Here is a 19753-nt window from a genome sequence, read left to right as displayed (position 1 = left end):
AGCGATTGTTCAACTTACGCAGCGCGCCTCGGCGCGCATCACCGAGCTTGGTCATGTCCGTATCCATCAGTGCGTCACCGCTCGCGCGCCGCCGCCGGCGCTCGGCGCTGCTGTTCCTCGCGCCCGCGTGCGCGATGTTCTTGATCTATGTGATCTACCCGATCTTCAGCAGCATTGTGTTGAGCTTCTACGATTGGGACGGAGTAGGCGCGCGAACCTTCGTGGGCCTGGCGAACTACCGTGAACTGCTGCACTCCGACACGTTCTCTACGGCAGTGTTGAACAACGTGATCTGGCTTGTCCTGCTGTTGCTTGCGCCGCCGATCGGATTGTTGCTTGCGCTTTATCTGAATCAGAAAGTACGCGGCATCCGGATCATCAAGTCCTTGTTCTTTTCGCCGTTCGTGGTGTCGGGTGTCGTGATCGGTCTTGTTTTCAGCTGGTTCTACGACCCTTCGTTCGGCTTGCTGAAGGTGTTGATCGGACACGGTGTGCCGGTGCTCGGCAACGAGCATATGGCCACGCCCGGGATCATTGTTGCCGCGCTCTGGGTGCAGATTCCGTTCTGCATGATCCTGTTCCTGACGAGCCTGACCGGCATCAACCCCGAGGTCATTGAGGCCGGCCGCCTGGAAGGCGCACGCGGCTGGACCCTGCTGTGGCACGTGGTGCTGCCCCAGTTGCGCCCGGCAACGTTCATGGCGATCACGCTGACTGTGATCGGCGCCTTGCGCAGCTTCGACCTGATCTCCGTCATGACCGGCGGCGGCCCGTTCGACAGTTCGACCGTCCTTGCTTACTTCATGTACGACCAGGCGATCAAGTACTTCCGTTACGGCTATTCGGCGGCGATTGCGGTTGTGCTGTTCCTCATCATGCTGGTCTTCATCGTCTATCAGCTGCGGCGCTTGCTGCGCTCGGACAACTGATTCAGGAGCATCCATGTACCCCTTACCCGTCGCCAGCTGGAAACCATCGAACCGCGTGCTGTACAAGATATCTTTGCCGGTTGCGTTGATTATCTGGCTGTTGCCCCTGTTAGCCGTGCTGGTCACCTCCATCCGCTCCTCCGATGAATTGATGCAGGGCAATTATTGGGGATGGCCGCACGACTTCGCCGCGTTCCAGAACTACCGGACCGTGCTGGTCGACTCGCCGATGCTCCACTATGCATGGAACAGTTGTCTCATCACGTTCCCCTCGGTGTTCGGCGCAATCGTGCTTTCGGCGATGGCAGGTTTCGCGTTGGCGACCTACCCGTTCAAGGGCAGCGCGGCCGTTCTGGCGACCTTCGTAGCCGGCAATTTCGTGCCGATCCAGATCCTGATGATCCCGGTACGCGACTTGACCCTGAGGCTCGGACTGTTCAATACGGTCGGTGGGCTCATCCTGTTTCATCTCTCCTTTCAGACGGGTTTTTGCACCTTGTTTCTTCGCAACTTCATCAAGGAGTTGCCGTACGAACTGGTGGAAGCGGCCCGGGTCGAAGGCGCGACGGAATGGCAACTGTTCTACAAGATTGTGCTCCCGTTGATCCGGCCCGCACTTGCCGCGCTCGCGGTCCTCGTCTTCACCTTCGTGTGGAACGACTATTTCTGGGCGCTCTGTCTCACGCAGGGCGACGACGCTGCGCCGTTGACAGTCGGGGTCGCTGCGCTGAAGGGGCAGTGGACCACCTCGTGGAACCTCGTCTCGGCAGGGTCGTTGCTGGCAGCACTGCCGTCCGTCGCAATTTTCTTCGCCATGCAAAAGCACTTCGTGACCGGTCTCACGTTTGGCGCTACCAAGGGCTGAATTCTTCCACTTCGCGCCGGGCATTCGAGTCCGGCGTTTACCCATCAAATCAGGAAACGCTTATGAAGGTCGGTGTCGACTATTACCCCGAGCATTGGGACCGGGCGATCTGGGAACAGGACGCCGCGCGCATGCAGGCTGCGGGGATCACGCTTGTGCGGCTCGCGGAATTCGCCTGGTCACGTCTGGAGCCGACCGAGGGGCAATTCGACTTTGCCTGGCTTGACGATGCCATCGATGTTCTCGGACAGCGTGGCATTCAGGTTGTCATCGGTACGCCGACCGCAACGCCGCCCAACTGGCTGGTGGCGAAGTGTCCAGACGTCCTGCCACTGGACAACAAGCGTCAGCCAGTCTATCCCGGCGTGCGGCTGCACCGCTGTTACAACAGCCCGTCGTTGCGCCGGTACACGCAGATCATTGTCGAAAAACTGACCCGGCACTACGGCAGGAATCCGCATGTCATTGGATGGCAGACCGACAACGAGATGATCGGCAACGACAGTCACAGCGACGCCGCAATCAGCGATTTTCGTCTCTGGCTGCAGAAGAAATACGGTGACCTCGAAACAATGAACCGGGCGTGGGGTACGGTCGTATGGAGTGGCGAGTACAGCGACTGGTCCCAGGTAAGCACGCCGCTGGGCGGCTCGCCGCACATGAACCCGTCCTACCTGCTCGACTACAAGCGTTTTTGTTCGGACTCGGTCGCGGATTTCAACCGGTTCCAGGCGCGCATTATTCGCGAGAATTGCAGCGGACAATTCGTCACGCATAACCTATGGGGCTATCCGGTCTTCAACGACTACTACGACCTGTTCGACAGCATGGATTTTGCATCGGTCGACTACTATCCCAGCACCGATCTCGTCAACGACAGCAAGTCGCGCGTCTATCACGGCGCGCTGACGCATGACCTCACGCGCGGCCTCAAGCAGAAAAATTTCTGGGTGATGGAGCAGCTGAGCGGTACGCCGGGCTGCTGGCATCCGATGTCGCGGACCCCCTATCCGGGGATGATCCGCGCGCACGCCTGGCAAAGTGTGTCGCGTGGCGCGGACGCGATCGTTCAGTTTCGATGGCGCACCGCTCGCATTGGCGCCGAGCAGTTCTGGCACGGCTTGCATGACCACCACGGCAAGCCCGGACGACGCTTCGACGAGTTCGTCCGCTTTAGTGAGGAAGCGCGGCGGGTGTCGCCTCTGCTGGAGGGGACGAGCGTGGTCAACGACGTCGCGATCCTGTTCTCGCACGAGCAACTCAATGCGTTGACGATCCAGCCGCAATCGGACGGATTCGATTATCTTACCAACCTGAAGCAGATACATCGGGCTTTCCTTAGGCTCGGTGTCGGTACGGATGTCATCAACTGGACCTCGAACATTCATCGCTACAAGCTGGTCGTGGCGCCGTTCCTGTTTCTCATCAACGATGACATCGTCAAGACGCTGACCGACTACGTGGCGGGAGGCGGAACGTTGATCCTGACGCCCCGGACCGGCGTCAAGAACATGGACAACGTGTGCTTGCCGACGCAACTTCCAGGACCGTTGAGCGAGCTTGCCGGCGTGCTGGTCGATGAATATGACCCGGTGGGTCATGACACGCAGTTCGTCGCGCTTGGTGAAGACAGTAGGTTCGAATGCACGCAGTGGTGCGATGTCCTCACGCCGACGACGGCCGAGACAGTGGGGACATATGCCAGCGAATTCTTTGCGGGTCGCGCTGCAGTGACGAGGAACCGCTTTGGGATGGGAACCACCTATTATCTCGGCACGGTGCTGGAGGACCACGGGTACAAAGCGTGGTTTGAGGGGATCTTGATTGCCTTGAATGTCGCGGTCATGCCGCATCTCCCGGCGGGCGTCGAGGTTTCCGTTCGGTCCGCTGGCGAGCGTCACCTGCTGTTCGTGCTCAACCTGACCAAGAACGAACAGGTCGTCGAACTGCCGGAAGGTGAGTATCAAAGTGTGCTGAGTCAGCTTGTTGCGCCAAGGCGTTTAGTGCTTGAGGCTATGGGAGTGGAGATCTTGCAGAGTCTCGGCAAGATGTAGTGTGCTTTGACATGTTCATCGCCGACCGGACGTCTCGCCGACGTCCGGTACGGCTAAGCAGTCTCTTCGCTGCTTCGCTCACTGGCCAATTTCCGCGTCCTTTGAAGCGAAGGGGACCGTTCGGTCAAGCGAGCCGCTGTGTCCTTATCCTGAGAGCCTGCAGCCGCGAACAGCCGTCTATATTCGGCCGGTGTTGTTTGCTTGGCGCCCCTGAACTGCCGATTGAAATTGGCGACGTTCGCGAAGCCCGATCGAGCGGCAATGACGGCAACGGGCAGGGACGTGTCAACCAGCATCCGGCATGCGTGACCAATACGAACCCGGGCGATATACCGACCGACGCTTTCACCAATATGCTGAACAAAGTAACGCGTGAGCGTACGTTCCGACAGATTAGCAGCCGCGCAGAGCTCTGACAGTCGCAGGGGTTCGGCAAAGCGCGCGTCAATCATCGAAAGGACCCGGTTGATTCGTTCGGGCTCGTGGCCGGATGGGCCGGCGCTTGACTGATTAAAAGCACTCGGCGAGGCGAGCGGCTGGCCCGGCGCGTCGGCGAGCGTGCACAAAATATCAAGGGCGGCGCTAAGGCGCTCGCGCGCCCCGCTCGATAGTAATTGCTCCAGCCGGCCGTGCATCGATTTGCCAGCAGGCGGCTCGAAGGCTAGCCCGCACGCGGCCCTGCGTAACAGCTTGCGCAGCGGCTCGTATTCGGGGCAGCAATCCGCCATACGCCGCGCCCAATCGCCATCAAACCAGATGACGATGGCGACTTGCGGGGAGGATGGATCGATCGAACGATTCGACGCCCAGGTGTGCGGCAGATCCGGCGGCACGAGGACGAGATCCTCAGCCTCATATTCGTTGACGGAGTCGCCGATGTAGCGCTTGCCGTGACTGTTCATGGTCAGCGTCAACTCGTATTCCGGATGGTGATGCCACTCGAATGGAATACGTGGAAGCCGCCGATGGTAAACCCGCAGCGAACAGTCCTCGCCGAACTCGACGTGCTCATAGGCTGGCTTCATGGCTGAAAACGCAAATAGATTGCCTGAATAGTATCACCAGGGCGCGCATGCACGTCATATCCTCGGGCATATCAAATTCAGACGGAGACAATCATGGCGTTAATCATTGACGATCTGCCGAGCTCAATTCGGCAAGCGAAAAAGGAGTTGCGCGCGGCGTTGCCGAACTACCGGGAGGTCTTCGCCGAAGTCGAAGAAGCGATCAGCGCCGAGGCGAGGCGAATCGCCGGGCAGCGCGATCGTGGAGAAGACGTAATACCGGAAATTCAGTTTTCCGACATCACCGAACGGCGCGTCACCGCGGACCAGATCGCGGTCGTCAAGGCGCGCGGCGCATGCGTGATTCGTAACGTCTTCCCGCGCGCGCTGGTGCAGGGTTGGGATGAGGATATTGCCAACTACGTTGAGCGCAATAATCTCGACAAGCGCCTGGAAAACCGTGCCGAGGACAAATATTTTGGCCAGCTTGCTTCCAGCAAACCGCAGATCTATGGCGTGTACTGGTCGAAGCCACAAGTGCTGGCCCGTCAGTCAGAGCTGCTGACTGAGGCACGCGTGTTCCTGAACCGTCTGTGGCGCCACGAAAGCGAGGGCCGCGTGCACTTCGATCCGGAGCGCGTGCCCGCGTATGCCGATCGTCTGCGTCGCAGGCCGCCGGGCTCCGCGTCGCTCGGCTTGTCCGCGCATTGCGATGGCGGGTCCGTCGAGCGCTGGATCGAAAGCAATTTCCGAAAGGTGTACCGCCACGTGTTCGAGGGGAACTGGCGCGACTACGATCCGTTCGACGCGGCGTTCCGACCTGATGTGCAGGAGATCGCCTCGCCAGCCGTCTGTTCGATGTTCCGCACCTTCCAGGGCTGGACTGCCTTGACGCCGCAAGGCCCGGGCGACGGCACACTGCAACTCGTACCCATCGCCGATTCGATGGTGTACATCCTGCTTCGGGCGCTTCAGGACGATGTCGCAGAGGACGACCTGTGCGGCGCCATGCCCGGGCGGGCGCTGTCGCTCAAGCCGGAATTTCATGCGCCATTGTTCGAGGCGCTGTCGTCGATTCCGAAAATGGAAGCGGGCGATACCGTGTTTTGGCACAGCGATGTCATTCATGCAGTCGAAGACGAGCACCGAGGTGCGGGTTACAGCAATGTGATGTACATCGCGTCGGCGCCCGCGTGCGCCAAAAACGACGCTTACCTCAAGCGCCAGTTGCCGAGCTTCCTGAAGGGTGAAAGCCCGCCCGATTTTCCGACTGATCATTTCGAAGTGGATTTCAACGGACGCGCCACGGCTGACGACCTGACAGCGCTCGGCAAGACGCAACTTGGGTTTGACCTATAGATCGACAAAGATGCCTGACATGCATGAAGACGAGCACGCTTGTGCGGTCGCCCTGGCCGCGAATGCGCTGCTCGCTCAATAACTAAAAATCTAACTAGAATTTCGGAGATTGCAATGAAACGATCACTGACGTCGATTGCGACGGCTATTACGCTGCTCGTGGCTGGAACGCATGCCGTACTTGGCGCCGAACAGCTTTCGGTACTGCACTGGTGGACCTCCGGCGGCGAATCGAAGGCGATCAGGGTGCTGAAGGACGATATGAGCAAACAGGGCTACGAGTGGAAGGACTTCGCCATAGCGGGAGGAGCGGGCGCGGCGGCCATGACCGCGCTGAAGACGCAGGTCATCGCGGGCAACGCACCGTCGGCCGCGCAGATCAAGGGGCCCCTGATTCAGGACTGGGCCACTCAGGGGGTGCTGGTCAATATCGATCAGTCCGCTACCGATTGGAAAGCGCATTCGCCCGCGCAAATAGACAGCTCCATGAAGGCAGGTGGTCACTATGTGGCTGCACCATTCTCCGTACACCGAATCAATTGGTTGTGGATCAATAAATCCGACCTCGATAAAGTCGGCGGGTCGGTGCCCACAACATGGCCGGAGTTCTTCGCGCTCGCCGACAAGTTTCGCGCAGCGGGCATCACGCCCGTTGCGCATGGCGGCCAGCCTTGGCAAGACATGACCATCTGGGAGACCGTGGTGCTGTCTCAGGGACCTGATTTCTACAAGAAAGCCCTCGTTGAGCTCGACCAGAAAACGCTGACCTCGCCGCAGATGGTGCAGGTGTTCGAGACTGTCCAGAAGATCCGGACTTACTTCGACAAAGGCTACTCCGGGCGTGACTGGAATCTCGCGACGGCCATGGTTATTTCCGGCTCGGGCGGGATGCAATTCATGGGCGACTGGGCGAAAGGGGAGTTCGCCAATGCGAACAAGAAGCCGGATGTCGACTATATCTGCGCGGCCGCGCCCGGTACGTCGAATGCCTACACATACACAGTGGATGCGTTCGTGTTCTTTCAGCAGAATGGCAAGACGGAGGCGACTCCCGGGCAGCTTGCACTTGCCAGGACGATCATGTCCCCTGATTTCCAACAGCAGTTCAGTCTTTACAAAGGTTCAATTCCCGTCCGGCTGGATGTGCCCATGGACAAGTTCGATGGCTGCGCCAAGAAATCACGAGCAGACGAGCAGGCTACGATTAAGTCGGGTGGGTTCCTGCCGTCGTTGGCCTTTGGCGAACTTCAGTCGTCGGTGACTGCTGGCGCCATTACTGACGTCGTAACGAATTTCATGAACTCGAACGAGGATCCGAAAGAGGGCGTGCGCAAGCTTGCCGCTGCTGCGAAGGTTAAGTAGGCGGGGACCCTGGCGCTAGTCAAACAAGTTACATGGAATGGGAGACAAAGATGGATCCGGTAGCAAAACGTAAATGGCCGCGTTCAGGGCTCGACACAACCGTAATGGGCTTTGGCGCCGCGCCCATCGGCAACATCTTCAAGCCGATCAGCGAAGAGGATTCGGCTGCCTTGATCAAGGCAGCGTGGGACGCAGGCGTACGCTACTTCGACACCGCCCCCATGTACGGCCACGGGTTGAGCGAAGCGCGCTGCGGCCAGGGGCTGCGTTGGTATCCGCGCGACCAGTATGTGCTGTCGACCAAGGTTGGACGCCTTCTGAAGCCACGCAAGCGCGCCGAGATCAACTTCGAGCCGTGGGTTGACGGGCTGCCGTTCGAACCGGTTTTCGACTACAGCTATGACGGCACGATGCGATCGATCGAGGACAGTCTGCAGCGTCTGGCGCTGGAACATATCGATATTGCGCTGATCCACGACATCGACGTATTCACACACGGGAAGCGGCAGCCCGAGATGTTCGAGGCTGCGATGACCGGTGCGTCGAAAGCACTGCTGAAACTTCGTGACGAGGGTGTTGTGAAGGCGGTGGGCATCGGTGTCAACGAGTGGCAGGTCGCGCACGAAGCGATTCGCCGGCAAGATTTCGACTGCCTGCTGCTTGCGGGTCGCTACACGCTGCTGGAGCAGGATGCACTGGATGGCTTTCTGCCGCTGTGCGAGGAGCAGCAGGTGTCAGTGATTCTCGGTGGCGGCTACAACAGCGGCATTCTTGCGACGGGTGCGGTGCCTGGTGCTAAGTACAACTATTCGCCTGCGCTGGAGCCAATTCTCGAGCGCGTGCGCAAGATCGAACAGGTGTGCCAGGAATACTCGGTGCCGCTCAAAGCGGCCGCGCTGCAATTCGTTCTGGCCCATCCCGCGATCCCGACCAACATCCCCGGCGTGCGCACGGTTGCACAGTTGGAAGACAACTTGCAAAGCTTCCGGGCCGACATTCCACCGGCGTTCTGGGCCGAATTGAAGCGTCGCGAGCTGATCCGGCAGGATGCGCCGACTCCGCCGTAACTTTTGATTCCAGACGGCGCCCGTGGGTAACCGGATTGCGCCGGTGCGTCGTTCACGGTTGAAAGATGACTGCCGGTCTCCAGGGACTTCAACCCCGCGACGCCGTCGTACCACCCCTCCGTAAGATCAGGAAGAGTGCACCCGGCGCGCAAAGATGCGCCGCGTCAGATCGAACGCCACCAGATTTCCGGCGACCACCAGCACGAGCCCAACCACCGCTAATGCGCTCCACCGATAGCCTTCGAACACGGTCGACGCCGCCAGCGCCACGATCGGAAACAGCACGGTGCAGTAAGCAGCCCGTTCCGGCCCGATTCGCCCGACCAGCATCAGATACGCCGTAAAGCCGATCACCGAGCCGAACACGGCCAGATAGGCGAGCGCGCCCAGATAACGCGCGTCCGGCTCGATGGCGAAGGAAAAGCCAGCCAGCGCGCTGCCTATCGTCAATACGCTGGCGCCGATCAGCATGGCCCAGCTATTGGTGGCGAAGGGGTGCAGACCCATCGATTGCATCCGGCTCGACAGCAGATTGCCGGCGGAGAAGCACAAGGTCCCGAGAAACGCGATCGCAAGGCCGAACCACACCGCGTGGTCGCCGAGATGCCCGGCCATCTGCTGAACGAACAGGCAGACAATGCCGACCAGGCCCAGCGCCGCGCCGGCAATTGCCGTGGGCTGCAAGGGGCGGCCCATGAACAGGCGTCCGTTGATCGAGTTCAAAAGCGGCGCTGTCGAAAACACCACCGCCACCAGTCCGCTCGGTACGACCTGTTCCGCGTAGTAAAAGCAGAGAAAATTGACGCAAAACAGCGCCAGCCCCTGCGCGGCCAGGTAGCGCCATGCGGCGCGCGGCGGCCAGATCGGACGGCGCATCAGGCGTAGCAGCGCGAACAGCACCAGCGCGGCAATCCAGAACCGCCACGCAATCGATACTGGCGGCGGCACCGACCCAAGCTGCCATTTGATCGCAATCCAGGTGGTGCCCCAGATCAGGACGGTGACGGCATAGAGCAACATATTCATGGCGTGGCCTGCAGCATAAAAAACGGAAACTCAACTATGCTGCAGCAGGCCCGGCCGCACTTGTCCAGGATTGCGCACTTCTTGACGACGCTAAACCGTTGCTCATGGCGCCGCGTATACTGACGGTTACCCAGTCATCAGATGCATTCGCTCGTCCATGAACGCCACACCGCCTACCCCTGCGATGGATTGCACCGAAACGCCGTTCGGCCTTCATTCGGTCTGTCACACGCTGCGCAGCGCCAACGCGGATCTGGAACGGTTCGCGTGGCTTGGGGATCAATTGGCCATCGCGGTGTGGACGCGCGACACCGAGGAAGCCGAGACCGTCTATGACCGGCCGGGCCACCACACGCTTTCTTGTTATCTGGACGGTGGCTATCGCACCGAACGTCAGAAAATGCCGGGCCGCTACGGCGCACCGGCGCGTCTTTGCGCGCTCCCCGGCGACCACGAATCGCGCTGGTGGGTCCGCGGCCACATGCATTTCATGCATCTGTACTTCCTGCCCGAACACTTCACGCAACGCGCGGTTCAGGAGCTCGATCGCGAGCCGCGCGAACTGACGCTCGCGGATCGCACCTATTTCGAAGACGCCCGTATCGCAAGCCTCTGTCAAACGCTCGCCAATGAAAACTGGCAGGACCCCGACGGCCTGCTGCGTACCAATGAAACCGCGCATCAGGTGTTGAGCCTGCTGCTGCGTGCACAAGGCGTGCGCCGGACCGATGCATCACTGACGGGCGGTTTGTCGGTTGCGACCCGGCGGCGGCTGCGCGAGTACATCGACCACCATCTCGGGCAAACACTCACACTCAGCGAACTGGCCGGCGTCGCCGCGCTATCGGAGTTTCATTTCGTACGCATGTTCCGCACGTCGTTCGGACTGCCGCCTGCTGCGTGGGTCGCTCAACAGCGGCTCGAACGCGCGCGCACGCTGCTGCGCACCACGGCGCTACCGCTCGCGCGGGTCGCCGAACAATGCGGGTATGCAAACGCCAGCCATTTCAGCCACCGTTTTCGCGAAAGCGTTGGCGTCGCGCCGACTGTATTCCGGCAGGCCGTCGGCGCTTGATAGCTGCTGCCGGTGCAGATGTCACCTGGGACGGCGGATGAGGGGTTGCGCGACCACAAATGCAGGAGTTTGAAGTAACCATCAAGCCTTACTTTGTTCCACTGCGCGATTAGGCCTCCAACCGGAACACCCCTACCGTCGCGCGCAGTCTTTCGGCTTGCTCATCAAGGGAAGCCGCGGCCGCCGCCGCTTCTTCGACCAGCGCCGCATTCTGTTGCGTGACTTCGTCCATTTGCGACACCGCGCGGTTGACCTGTTCTATGCCGGTGCTCTGCTCGATCGATGCTGCGGCAATCTCGCCCATGATGTCGCTGACGCGCTTGATCGACTGGACGATTTCGCGCATCCGTTCGCCAGCCACCGTGACCTGGCCCGTGCCTACGTCGACGCGTGCTACCGACGATCCGATCAGTTCCTTGATGTCCTTCGCCGCCGATGCACTGCGCTGCGCCAGTGTCCGTACTTCGCCGGCCACGACGGCGAAGCCGCGACCTTCGTCGCCGGCGCGTGCCGCTTCGACCGCTGCGTTCAGCGCAAGAATATTGGTCTGGAATGCGATGCCTTCAATTACACCGATAATCTCGCCGATCTTCCGCGACTCGTCAGCGATGCTCTGCATCGTGCCGATCACTTCGTCCACCGCGCTACCGCCGCGTTCAGTTGCACCGGACGCGAGCACAGCGAGCTGGCTCGCCTGACGCGCGTTGTCTGCGTTCTGCTTCACCGTTGCAGTGAGTTGCTCCATGCTCGCAGCGGTCTCCTGCAAAGACGCCGCCTGTTCTTCCGTGCGTTGCGACAGGTCGGTGTTGCCTTGCGCAATTTCACCGGAGCCGGTCGCGATTGAATCGCTCGAATGCTGAATACCTTGCACCAGATCGCGCAGCTTCAGACGCATTTCGCTCAACGCAAACAGCAGGCTCGAACGGTCCGATGGCGCGAGTTTAATGTGAGCGCCCAAGTTGCCGGCCGCGATTTGCGCGGCAAATGCAGCTGCGTCCGCCGGCTCGCCACCGAGCGCACGATTGACGCTGCGCGTCATGAACCAAGCCATGGTGCCGACTGCCAGGAAGATCACAATCGCGATACCGACCAGTGTCTTAGCGAGCTTCCAGTAGGCGGCATTGATGTCGTCGTGGAAAAAACCAGTGCCAATCCACCAGCCCCACGCCGGAATCGCGACCACGCCTTGCAACTTCGCTTCGAGCGGACCGTCTTGCGTGCGCTTGATCAGCACATCCACCAGCGCGATATGGTTGTTTGCGAGACCTTGCTGATACGCCTGCGTATCGGTCAGATTGCCGTTCGTGGTCTTGTTGCCGCCCGTCTTGGTACCGATCAGGCTCGCGTTCGGATGAACGAGGTTGATACTGTCTGTGTTGGTTACCCAATAGTAACTTTTGCTATCTGCATTCAACTGGCTGAGTGCTGTTTTAGCGGCAGACTGCGCGTCATCGCGACTCATCTTGCCGCTTGCTTCCAGTGACTGGTAGTACAGCGTCAGATGTTCTGCCTTGTTCAGCAGCGTGATGATCTGCCCTTGACGGCTTTCGATGAGCACATGGTCGAGTTGCGACAGCGCGATCGCAGCTATGCAGATGACGCCCGCAAGCGCCGTAACAACAAGTAAGAGCAGTTTGGTAGATACTTTCATGGCGTTGAAGCGCGTACAGCGCATCCTTCTCGAAGTGAGCTCAATAACCCCTATATCGGCTCACCAACATCGACCTTTAGCGTTCGTTTTTGTCTGACGATATTTCCGCGTCTTTCCCGTATCTGCTGAAAACATCGCGTGAAGGCAACTGATCGCTTAGATAGGCCTCGTAGTGGAAGCTCAGCCGCTGATAGATGTCGAGCTGAAGCCAGGCGAACCGGGCACTTTCAGTTTCACGCGAGAAGTAACTGCGAATGTCTGCTTCCGTGGAATTCGAATGGCTCTATACAGGGACGGCTACGGAAATTCAGGTTGCTGCTACACCCGGCGTCGTTGATGCCAAAGGGCTGCGACCAATCGAGTTGCGTTGGCAATATATTTAGGAATATTAAATAAATATAAAATCAAACGGGCGAGGCAGCACCGAAGATGCTGCCTCTGACTCAATCTGAGAGAAAATGTTGGCAACAACTTTCACCTGGCACAGAGCTGATGGGGAATATATCTGAACCGAAAACGAAGTGTTAACACAAGGTCTTACGGCATATTCCAGATTTCATGGATCTGGGTGACGGCGTTTTGAGTTGCGATGCCGGAACCGGTTGATTCGACGCCATCGATCCCGTCAAAGCGCGTCGCGCGAACGTTTGCTATGGGGAACACAAGGCAATTTTCTATATACATAGAACAACTTATCAACGCTTCCGCAAGAATAATTGGTGAGGTTTGGAGGCCAGGTGTAATTAGACGGAGTGCGTAACGTATCGCTTTAGCGACAGCCTCTGAAAATTTATTTTAGATTTCGGGAAGACGTTTTATTGTCTGCTTCGCTTGATCCCATCAACGAACCAAGACATGTACCCATGACAAAAAAGATTGCTTTATCTGCGACCACTCTCGCTCTCATCTTCGCCAGCATCCAGGCCCATGCACAAAATTCTGTGACTCTGTACGGGATCATCGATACGGGTTTTACGTACACCCATAACAGCGGTGGCTCCGCCTCCCAGTTCGCGATGACCGCCGGTAACGAATCCGGCTCACGCTGGGGCCTCAAGGGTTCGGAAGACCTGGGCGGTGGTCTCAAGACAATTTTCCAGTTGGAAAACGGCTTTAATTCGACGACCGGAAAACTGGGTCAAGGCGGCCGCGAATTCGGGCGCCAGGCGTTCGTCGGATTGTCCGGTACGAACTGGGGCACCGTCACACTGGGTCGTCAATACGACCCGCTGATCGACTTGGTTCAGCCGGTGCAGGGTGACAACTATCTTGGTGGCATCTTCACATCGCCGGGCGACGTGGATAACGCCGACAACAGTGTTCGTTTCAACAATGCGGTCAAGTGGGCGAGCCCGACCTGGGGCGGCGTGACGGCTGAGGCCATGTACGCAGCAGGTGGGGTCGCGGGTTCGACGAGCAATGGCCAAAGCTACGCCGCCGCATTGGCGTATAACAGCGGTCCGCTCGCTTTGGCAGCGGGCTATTTGCACATTGACAATGGCACCGCGTCGGTACGTGGAACCTCCTCGTCCACGTCTACGGCGGATTCATTATTCAACTCTAACGTCAACCTTCACTACGAATCGGCGAAGACGATCAACATTGCTCGCATTGGCGGCAACTACCAGATTGGCGCAGTGACAGTTGGCGCTTACGGGAGCTACTCGGACTATAAGCCGGATGCCAGCTCTGCATTCACGACCGCTGAGAAATACAAGGTCGGATCTGCGTACGCCGTGTGGCAAGTATCGGCACCGCTTAGCACGGAAATTGGTTACGTCTACATGAAGTCGAACGGCGATTCCTCGGCCGCTTACAATCAATTTGCTGTTGCGGCGGACTATTTCATTAGCAAGCGTACCGACTTCTACGCCTTCGCCGGGTACACCCATGCTAGTGGCTCCAACGGGATTGGCGCGGCAGACGCGGTGGTCGGATCGACGGATACGGATTCGGGCAAGAATTCGCAAGCTGTCGTCACTATAGGCATTCGCCACAAGTTCTGATCGTTGCCAGTCATGTGCCCGCAATGCATCGCGGGCATTCATGGATGATGAGGCGATCTGATGATCGGACTGTTGCGATTGAGCCGGTCATTGGAACGGCAGAAGGGAGAAGGCGACATCCCTTCTGCCGGACCGTGTCCACAAGCTGCGCATAGCGCTTAGGGTGAGATCAACGAGATCGACTGCGGATGCGGTTCTTCTCGTCTCAATGCCGGCTGTGTTTGCAAGGTGGCATCCGGCTTCTCGAAATCGGTCGGATGTGCGCCAGTACCTGATGGACTAAAGACATAGCCTCGTCCGCGGATGGTCTGGATGAACCGGGGAAGCGAGGGATGCGGCTCTAACACTTGCCTGAGCCGCCAGACGAGTACGTCGAGCGAGCGCTCGCTATACCCCGTCGGGGAATCGCGCAGCTTGGCGACTATGGCACGTCGGGAAAGCACTCTCAGTGGATGTTCCACGAAGAGGTGCAATAGCGGGAACAGGCTCGGATGCACCGTGACGGGGATGCCGTCGCGCGTAACCGATTGCGCCCGGAAGTCGAGAGCGATGCTTCCCAGCTCGCATTTCACGCGCCCCGGCAAGCTCCATTGACCATTTTGCAACCTGTGCCGCAGCACGTTCTGGACCCGTGCAAACAATTCATGCGGATCGCAAGGCATTCTTAAATAGTCTTCAGCTCCGAGTTCCAGGCAGATAACTGCATCGACGCAATCCTTTGGCTCCCCGATCACGATAACCGGGATGTCGCTCCCTGCGTTGCGCAAGGTTTGCAGGACGGCAGTGGCTTGAACGTTGGGCGAACCGTCACGCAACACAAGCAGAGACGGGGTGTCTTGCTTCATGTGGCGGATTAACGAGCGACTGCAGTCAAGCATATATACGGTCATGCCACGACTTTCGAGAAAGTCACTTAGCATCCCGAGGGCGGGCGGATCGACTCCAACAAACCAGATACGCTTATTCATCTCTTTCTCTTGGAATGGCTTTGGAGCCCGCTACGAGGCTGGCAGGTCCAATTAGTACTTCAGGAATTCGACAGTACGGTACGGACGGGCGCCTGTTAGCCCTCACGATGCGTTGCGAGTCATTGCGATTGCGCGCATGCATGGGCTTCGGAACTGCTGGTAGACCGCTTCGCCTTATGTTGACGCTCCAATGCGTCGTGTGTGTTGTGAATTCCGCGAATAGAGTAGACGTCTCCGACCGATGTGGATCTCCAGCCGGCCGATTGATGCAAACAATCTGGACCGGAAAGCTAGCGCTCGTTTCGACCTATCTTAGACTAACAAAACTAACCAATGCATTAGAAATTCAGAAATCCAAAGGATATAACCGATTTCTATAAGGATAGACCCACTTTGGGGTAAGAGAAAACCTACAAATGATTAAGGATTTAACTTGAAACCGCCATGCCTATTACTTTGCATATGAAAAAGAATGCTTGATTGAGATACTCACTTCTTATAAATATCACGCTTGTTCATGAGCGAAATGCCCGCTACCGTCTCGCGCCTGTTGCACGCGCCTCGATCGTGACAACCTTGATGTGCCCGCGCGGCGACGATGCCAAGCGCGCCGGCGGATCACGCAGGTCTCTGGCCAGCACAAAAAGCGGCCTGTCAGAACGCGCTAATCCATACAGGCCTCGCAGCACCTCGGGAGGGGTAAAGCGCACCCTGAAATCGGGTGATTTTGAGTCTGACACGGCCTGGGCCAGAACCGGCGATTCGACAGCGACGTCCAAATCGTTGAAAATCGTTGCTCGAATTTTCAACTTCGGGGTCGAAACAGTCGAGCTACCCTCTGGGGCGCTCGAGTCGGAGGCGCGGCCCCGCCTCTGTTAGCTTGTACGTCAGCTCTTAACCGGATGATTCCATCATGACCACCATTCTCGAAAATCTTCCCGTCCAGCAGCGCGTCGGAATCGCGTTCTCCGGCGGCCTCGATACCAGCGCGGCGCTGCATTGGATGCGCCTCAAAGGCGCGGTACCGTTCGCTTACACCGCTAACCTGGGCCAACCCGACGAGGATGATTACGATGAGATTCCCCGTCGGGCGATACAGTACGGCGCAGAAGGCGCGCGGTTGATTGACTGCCGGGCGCAGCTCGTGGCCGAAGGCATTGCGGCTTTGCAGTCTGGCGCATTCCATATTTCAACCGCCGGCGTGACCTATTTCAATACGACGCCGATCGGCCGCGCGGTGACGGGAACCATGCTTGTCGCCGCGATGAAGCAGGATGGCGTCAATATCTGGGGCGATGGCAGCACGTATAAAGGCAACGACATCGAGCGGTTCTATCGTTATGGCCTCTTGGTGAACCCGGACCTCAAGATCTACAAGCCGTGGCTCGATCAGGCGTTCATCGACGAACTGGGTGGGCGCGCCGAGATGTCCGAATTCATGCGCAAATCCGGATTCGACTACAAGATGTCGGCGGAGAAAGCTTACTCGACCGACTCCAATCTGCTGGGTGCGACGCACGAAGCCAAGGACCTCGAAAGCCTCGAAAGTGGCATGCAGATCGTCAACCCGATCATGGGCGTGGCGTTCTGGCGCGACGAGGTGCAGATCGCCCGCGAACAGGTCACGGTCCGTTTCGAAGAGGGCAGGCCGACAGCTTTGAACGGCGTGGAGTTTCCAGATGCGGTCGAACTGCTGCTGGAGGCAAACCGTATCGGCGGGCGCCACGGACTCGGAATGAGCGATCAGATCGAGAACCGGATCATCGAGGCGAAGAGCCGCGGGATCTATGAGGCGCCGGGGCTTGCGCTGCTGCACATTGCGTACGAGCGGCTCGTGACGGGCATCCACAACGAGGACACGATCGAGCAGTACCGCGATAGCGGCCGCCGTCTCGGACGCCTGCTGTACCAGGGCCGCTGGTTCGACCCGCAAGCGATCATGCTGCGCGAAACCGCCCAGCGCTGGGTGGCCCGTGCAATCACCGGTGAAGTGACCATTGAGCTTCGGCGCGGCAATGACTATTCGATCATGAGCACGAAGTCGCCGAACCTGACCTATCAGCCGGAGCGGCTGTCGATGGAAAAAGTTGCGTCGACGTTCTCGCCGCGCGACCGGATCGGGCAGTTGACCATGCGCAACCTGGACATCAACGATACGCGCGAAAAGCTCCGTGTCTACGCGCAGGTCGGCCTGCTGACCCCAGGCGAAACCTCAGCTCTACCGCAGCTGAAAGAAGACGCCCAGTAAGACCTGGGACACGGATAGGAGCGCACCCTTACGAAGATGTTTGGCGTACACCGGGATTCAGCTCAAGTGATCGCCATCGGGCGTTTGCCGGTTACGCCTCGATCTACATGTTGGTTACCGCTAAATGGCCTCGATCCCGAGGCATATCTGCGCCGTGTCCTCTCTCGCATTACCGCCCATCCGGTCAATCACGTGAGCGAATTGCTGCCGTGGGCCGTTGCTGATCAGTCGCCCTCATACGCCGCTTAGTCGCGATTTCGCGTAAGGACGGCCTCGCGCGGACGCTTACGATGGCTCGGTACGTCACGCCAGATCCCGCGCCGCGTATCCGTAAGATAGTGTAAGAATTATTTGTATGAAAATTTCATCCGTACTGTCGTCAACCCCTACATGAGAGTCTTGCGGCGTTCCCTGCCGGTCCGGTTGGGATCCGCTGCCACCGTGAAATGCAAGGAGATTCGACACGCAGTCTCATGAACCTGAAGGGGGCTATCCAGCTCGTCCCGAAAGTTTCAACAGCCATTTTCAGGCTCCTGTCACAGCGACCCCCAGCCGAGACACAGGACCCGTCATCAATGCCCGCACTCGGCAAAACCATCCGTGTGAGACGCTTGGAGATCTCGCGTTTTACTTCCATAGACACGGCACGATCGACGGGATAAAAGTGGGCGTCGTATCCCCCGAATCGAATATTCTAGGCTCCTGGATCGAGGCTGCCGAGGCGCTGCCGATTACGGTCGTCCAAGTCTATCCGGAGAGGTGGCACGCGCGGACATCGCCGGGCGCTACGCCTCGTTTCTACACGAGCACTGACCTTGATGAACTCTCCGACACCCATATTCTAGTGACGGACTGTTGGCCCGCGGAAGCCAAGCCAGAGGAATTATCCAGCTATCAAATCACAACTGGGATTTTGGAGAAACGGCGACCAGACGCCGAATTCTTGCCGTGTCCACCCGTTTCTCGCGGCGAGGAAGTTTCCGAAAGCGCGATGATGCATGCCAGCTGTCGCGTCGTCCAGGCGAAGGCATTTCTGCTTCATGCGCAGAATGCGGTCTTGGAGAAAATGTTTGAAGCGATTTGAAACACAGAGAACTTTCGTTAGGCGGCGTGCGGCCACGAAGCCTCATTCGATCGCACGGTCGATGAGACATCCAGATGTCGGTTTCAAACAAACAAGAGACGCCGGCCAGCCAATTCAAGACCGTTCCCGTGGGCAGGCCCGACGCAGGGTGGCAAGCAGAAAGGCGGTACTGATCGCCCGTTGCGGCGCCGGACAGCATTCACAGCATTCTTCGCAACACGTCGTTACGGGCGATCAACTGATGCTTGACGACCGCAAGCACGTGCAGCAAAACTAGCCCCGCCAGCAGTGCGCAACTTGCGCGATGTATGACGAAAAGTTTGTCGATGAGCGCGCCTTTCACGAAGGGCGTGTGAATCTCGACCAGACCGAAAAATGAATAACCATTCGGGACCATCAGGAAGCCGCTCGCCAGCACGGCAAACATCGTTATGTAGATCAAAATGTGCACTCGGTGTGCCAGCGCGAGCTGTACTTCGGAAACATCTGGAAGCGCTCGCGGCTCGATTCGCACGAACTTCCAGCACACGCGCAGTGGGAAAAGCACGATCAGCACTGTAGCGATTGACATATTCAGTCGCGACAGGAAATCACGCTCCGGTCCGCTCGAAAGCTGTGCGAGCGCGTAGCCCGCAATACTGGCGTAAATGATTCCGGAGGCGAATACCCAATGGAAAAGCCGGGCGACGCCATCGTAACGATCCGGATCGTGCCCGCGTTTCAACCGCCGTGCGTTGTGCTCCTCAAGGCCAACATTCTGAATGATCGCGGCTTGCGCGTCGTCTGCGTTGTTTCGGCTATGTGGTGCCGATTGCAGCCCCCGGTTCACAGACATGTTCGCGTCCAAACTTGTTAAGCAAAAATCGATGCGCTAGTGCGCGCCAAACATGGTTTGTTGTCCGGCAAGTGCCATACGCGCTCAGCTATTGCCGTTCGAACGTTCCAATGAGCGTCAGATCGTAGCGACCGCGTGCATGTTGGTCAATGAAAATGCAAATAATAATCAGCCGCATTTACATCTGCCTTCGATACCTTTCATCTGGATTGCGTCGAGT

Annotated in this window: 15 protein-coding genes and 1 pseudogene; 11 read left to right on the top strand and 5 right to left on the bottom strand. The window is 58.5% G+C overall.

What is annotated here, in order from left to right:
• Positions 1-53: 53 nt before the first annotated feature.
• The 3 genes from FH08_RS0126305 to FH08_RS0126295 all read left to right on the top strand — a co-directional run bounded on the left by FH08_RS0126305 (position 54) and on the right by FH08_RS0126295 (position 3848).
• Entirely contained in the window at positions 54-929 is an 876-nt protein-coding gene (locus tag FH08_RS0126305) for a carbohydrate ABC transporter permease (protein WP_031361227.1), read from the top strand.
• Positions 930-942: 13 nt separating this feature from the next.
• Complete coding sequence (locus tag FH08_RS0126300) at positions 943-1794, top strand: carbohydrate ABC transporter permease (protein ID WP_031361226.1); 852 nt, start codon at positions 943-945, stop codon at positions 1792-1794.
• A gap of 62 nt (positions 1795-1856) precedes the next feature.
• Positions 1857-3848, top strand: a complete 1992-nt coding sequence (locus FH08_RS0126295) for a beta-galactosidase (protein WP_031361225.1) — start codon at positions 1857-1859, stop codon at positions 3846-3848.
• A 53-nt stretch (positions 3849-3901) separates the two neighbouring features.
• On the opposite strand, the gene FH08_RS0126290 is transcribed toward FH08_RS0126295, so the two are convergent.
• Positions 3902-4873, bottom strand: a complete 972-nt coding sequence (locus FH08_RS0126290; RefSeq protein WP_031361224.1) for a helix-turn-helix domain-containing protein — start codon at positions 4871-4873, stop codon at positions 3902-3904.
• 93 nt (positions 4874-4966) lie between these two features.
• Between FH08_RS0126290 and FH08_RS0126285 the strand changes: the two genes are divergently transcribed.
• The 3 genes from FH08_RS0126285 (at position 4967) to FH08_RS0126275 (ending at position 8640) form a co-directional block, all read left to right on the top strand.
• Positions 4967-6211: a DUF1479 domain-containing protein gene (locus FH08_RS0126285; RefSeq protein ID WP_031361223.1), complete on the top strand. Its 1245-nt coding sequence runs from the start codon at positions 4967-4969 to the stop codon at positions 6209-6211.
• A gap of 114 nt (positions 6212-6325) precedes the next feature.
• On the top strand, positions 6326-7573 hold the full coding sequence (locus FH08_RS0126280; protein WP_031361222.1) for an ABC transporter substrate-binding protein: 1248 nt from the start codon (positions 6326-6328) through the stop codon (positions 7571-7573).
• A gap of 50 nt (positions 7574-7623) precedes the next feature.
• Positions 7624-8640: an aldo/keto reductase gene (locus tag FH08_RS0126275; protein WP_031361221.1), complete on the top strand. Its 1017-nt coding sequence runs from the start codon at positions 7624-7626 to the stop codon at positions 8638-8640.
• Positions 8641-8766: 126 nt separating this feature from the next.
• Here FH08_RS0126275 and FH08_RS0126270 read toward each other — a convergent pair whose 3' ends face one another.
• A complete protein-coding gene (locus FH08_RS0126270; RefSeq protein ID WP_031361220.1) occupies positions 8767-9666 on the bottom strand; it encodes a DMT family transporter in 900 nt (299 codons plus the stop codon).
• 157 nt (positions 9667-9823) lie between these two features.
• Between FH08_RS0126270 and FH08_RS0126265 the strand changes: the two genes are divergently transcribed.
• Complete coding sequence (locus FH08_RS0126265; protein ID WP_031361219.1) at positions 9824-10741, top strand: helix-turn-helix domain-containing protein; 918 nt, start codon at positions 9824-9826, stop codon at positions 10739-10741.
• 109 nt (positions 10742-10850) lie between these two features.
• On the opposite strand, the gene FH08_RS0126260 is transcribed toward FH08_RS0126265, so the two are convergent.
• Complete coding sequence (locus FH08_RS0126260) at positions 10851-12392, bottom strand: methyl-accepting chemotaxis protein (RefSeq protein WP_031361218.1); 1542 nt, start codon at positions 12390-12392, stop codon at positions 10851-10853.
• An 863-nt stretch (positions 12393-13255) separates the two neighbouring features.
• Here FH08_RS0126260 and FH08_RS0126250 point away from each other — a divergent pair.
• Positions 13256-14398 (top strand): porin, encoded by a 1143-nt coding sequence (locus tag FH08_RS0126250; protein WP_031361217.1) that lies wholly within the window; start codon positions 13256-13258, stop codon positions 14396-14398.
• Between the two features lie 158 nt (positions 14399-14556).
• Here the strand turns inward: FH08_RS0126250 and FH08_RS0126245 are convergent, their stop codons facing one another.
• The gene (locus FH08_RS0126245) at positions 14557-15366 is read right to left on the bottom strand and encodes a winged helix-turn-helix domain-containing protein (protein ID WP_051888558.1); all 810 of its coding nucleotides are present in this window, start codon (positions 15364-15366) and stop codon (positions 14557-14559) included.
• A gap of 913 nt (positions 15367-16279) precedes the next feature.
• Between FH08_RS0126245 and argG the strand changes: the two genes are divergently transcribed.
• From argG to FH08_RS50600, 3 genes and pseudogenes are all read left to right on the top strand, one after another.
• Entirely contained in the window at positions 16280-17614 is a 1335-nt protein-coding gene (gene argG / locus FH08_RS0126240) for an argininosuccinate synthase (RefSeq protein WP_031361215.1), read from the top strand.
• A gap of 120 nt (positions 17615-17734) precedes the next feature.
• Positions 17735-17863, top strand: a pseudogene (locus FH08_RS50605) (transposase domain-containing protein); the annotation flags it as partial.
• A gap of 415 nt (positions 17864-18278) precedes the next feature.
• Complete coding sequence (locus tag FH08_RS50600) at positions 18279-18698, top strand: hypothetical protein (RefSeq protein ID WP_075583377.1); 420 nt, start codon at positions 18279-18281, stop codon at positions 18696-18698.
• A 199-nt stretch (positions 18699-18897) separates the two neighbouring features.
• Here FH08_RS50600 and FH08_RS0126230 read toward each other — a convergent pair whose 3' ends face one another.
• Positions 18898-19533, bottom strand: coding sequence for a cytochrome b (locus FH08_RS0126230; RefSeq protein ID WP_051888556.1), 636 nt, complete (start codon positions 19531-19533; stop codon positions 18898-18900).
• Positions 19534-19753: the final 220 nt, after the last annotated feature.

Source organism: Caballeronia sordidicola (genome assembly GCF_000729995.1).
GTDB classification, from domain to species: Bacteria; Pseudomonadota; Gammaproteobacteria; order Burkholderiales; family Burkholderiaceae; genus Caballeronia; species Caballeronia sordidicola_A.
This window is presented reverse-complemented; position numbering and strand designations above follow the sequence as displayed.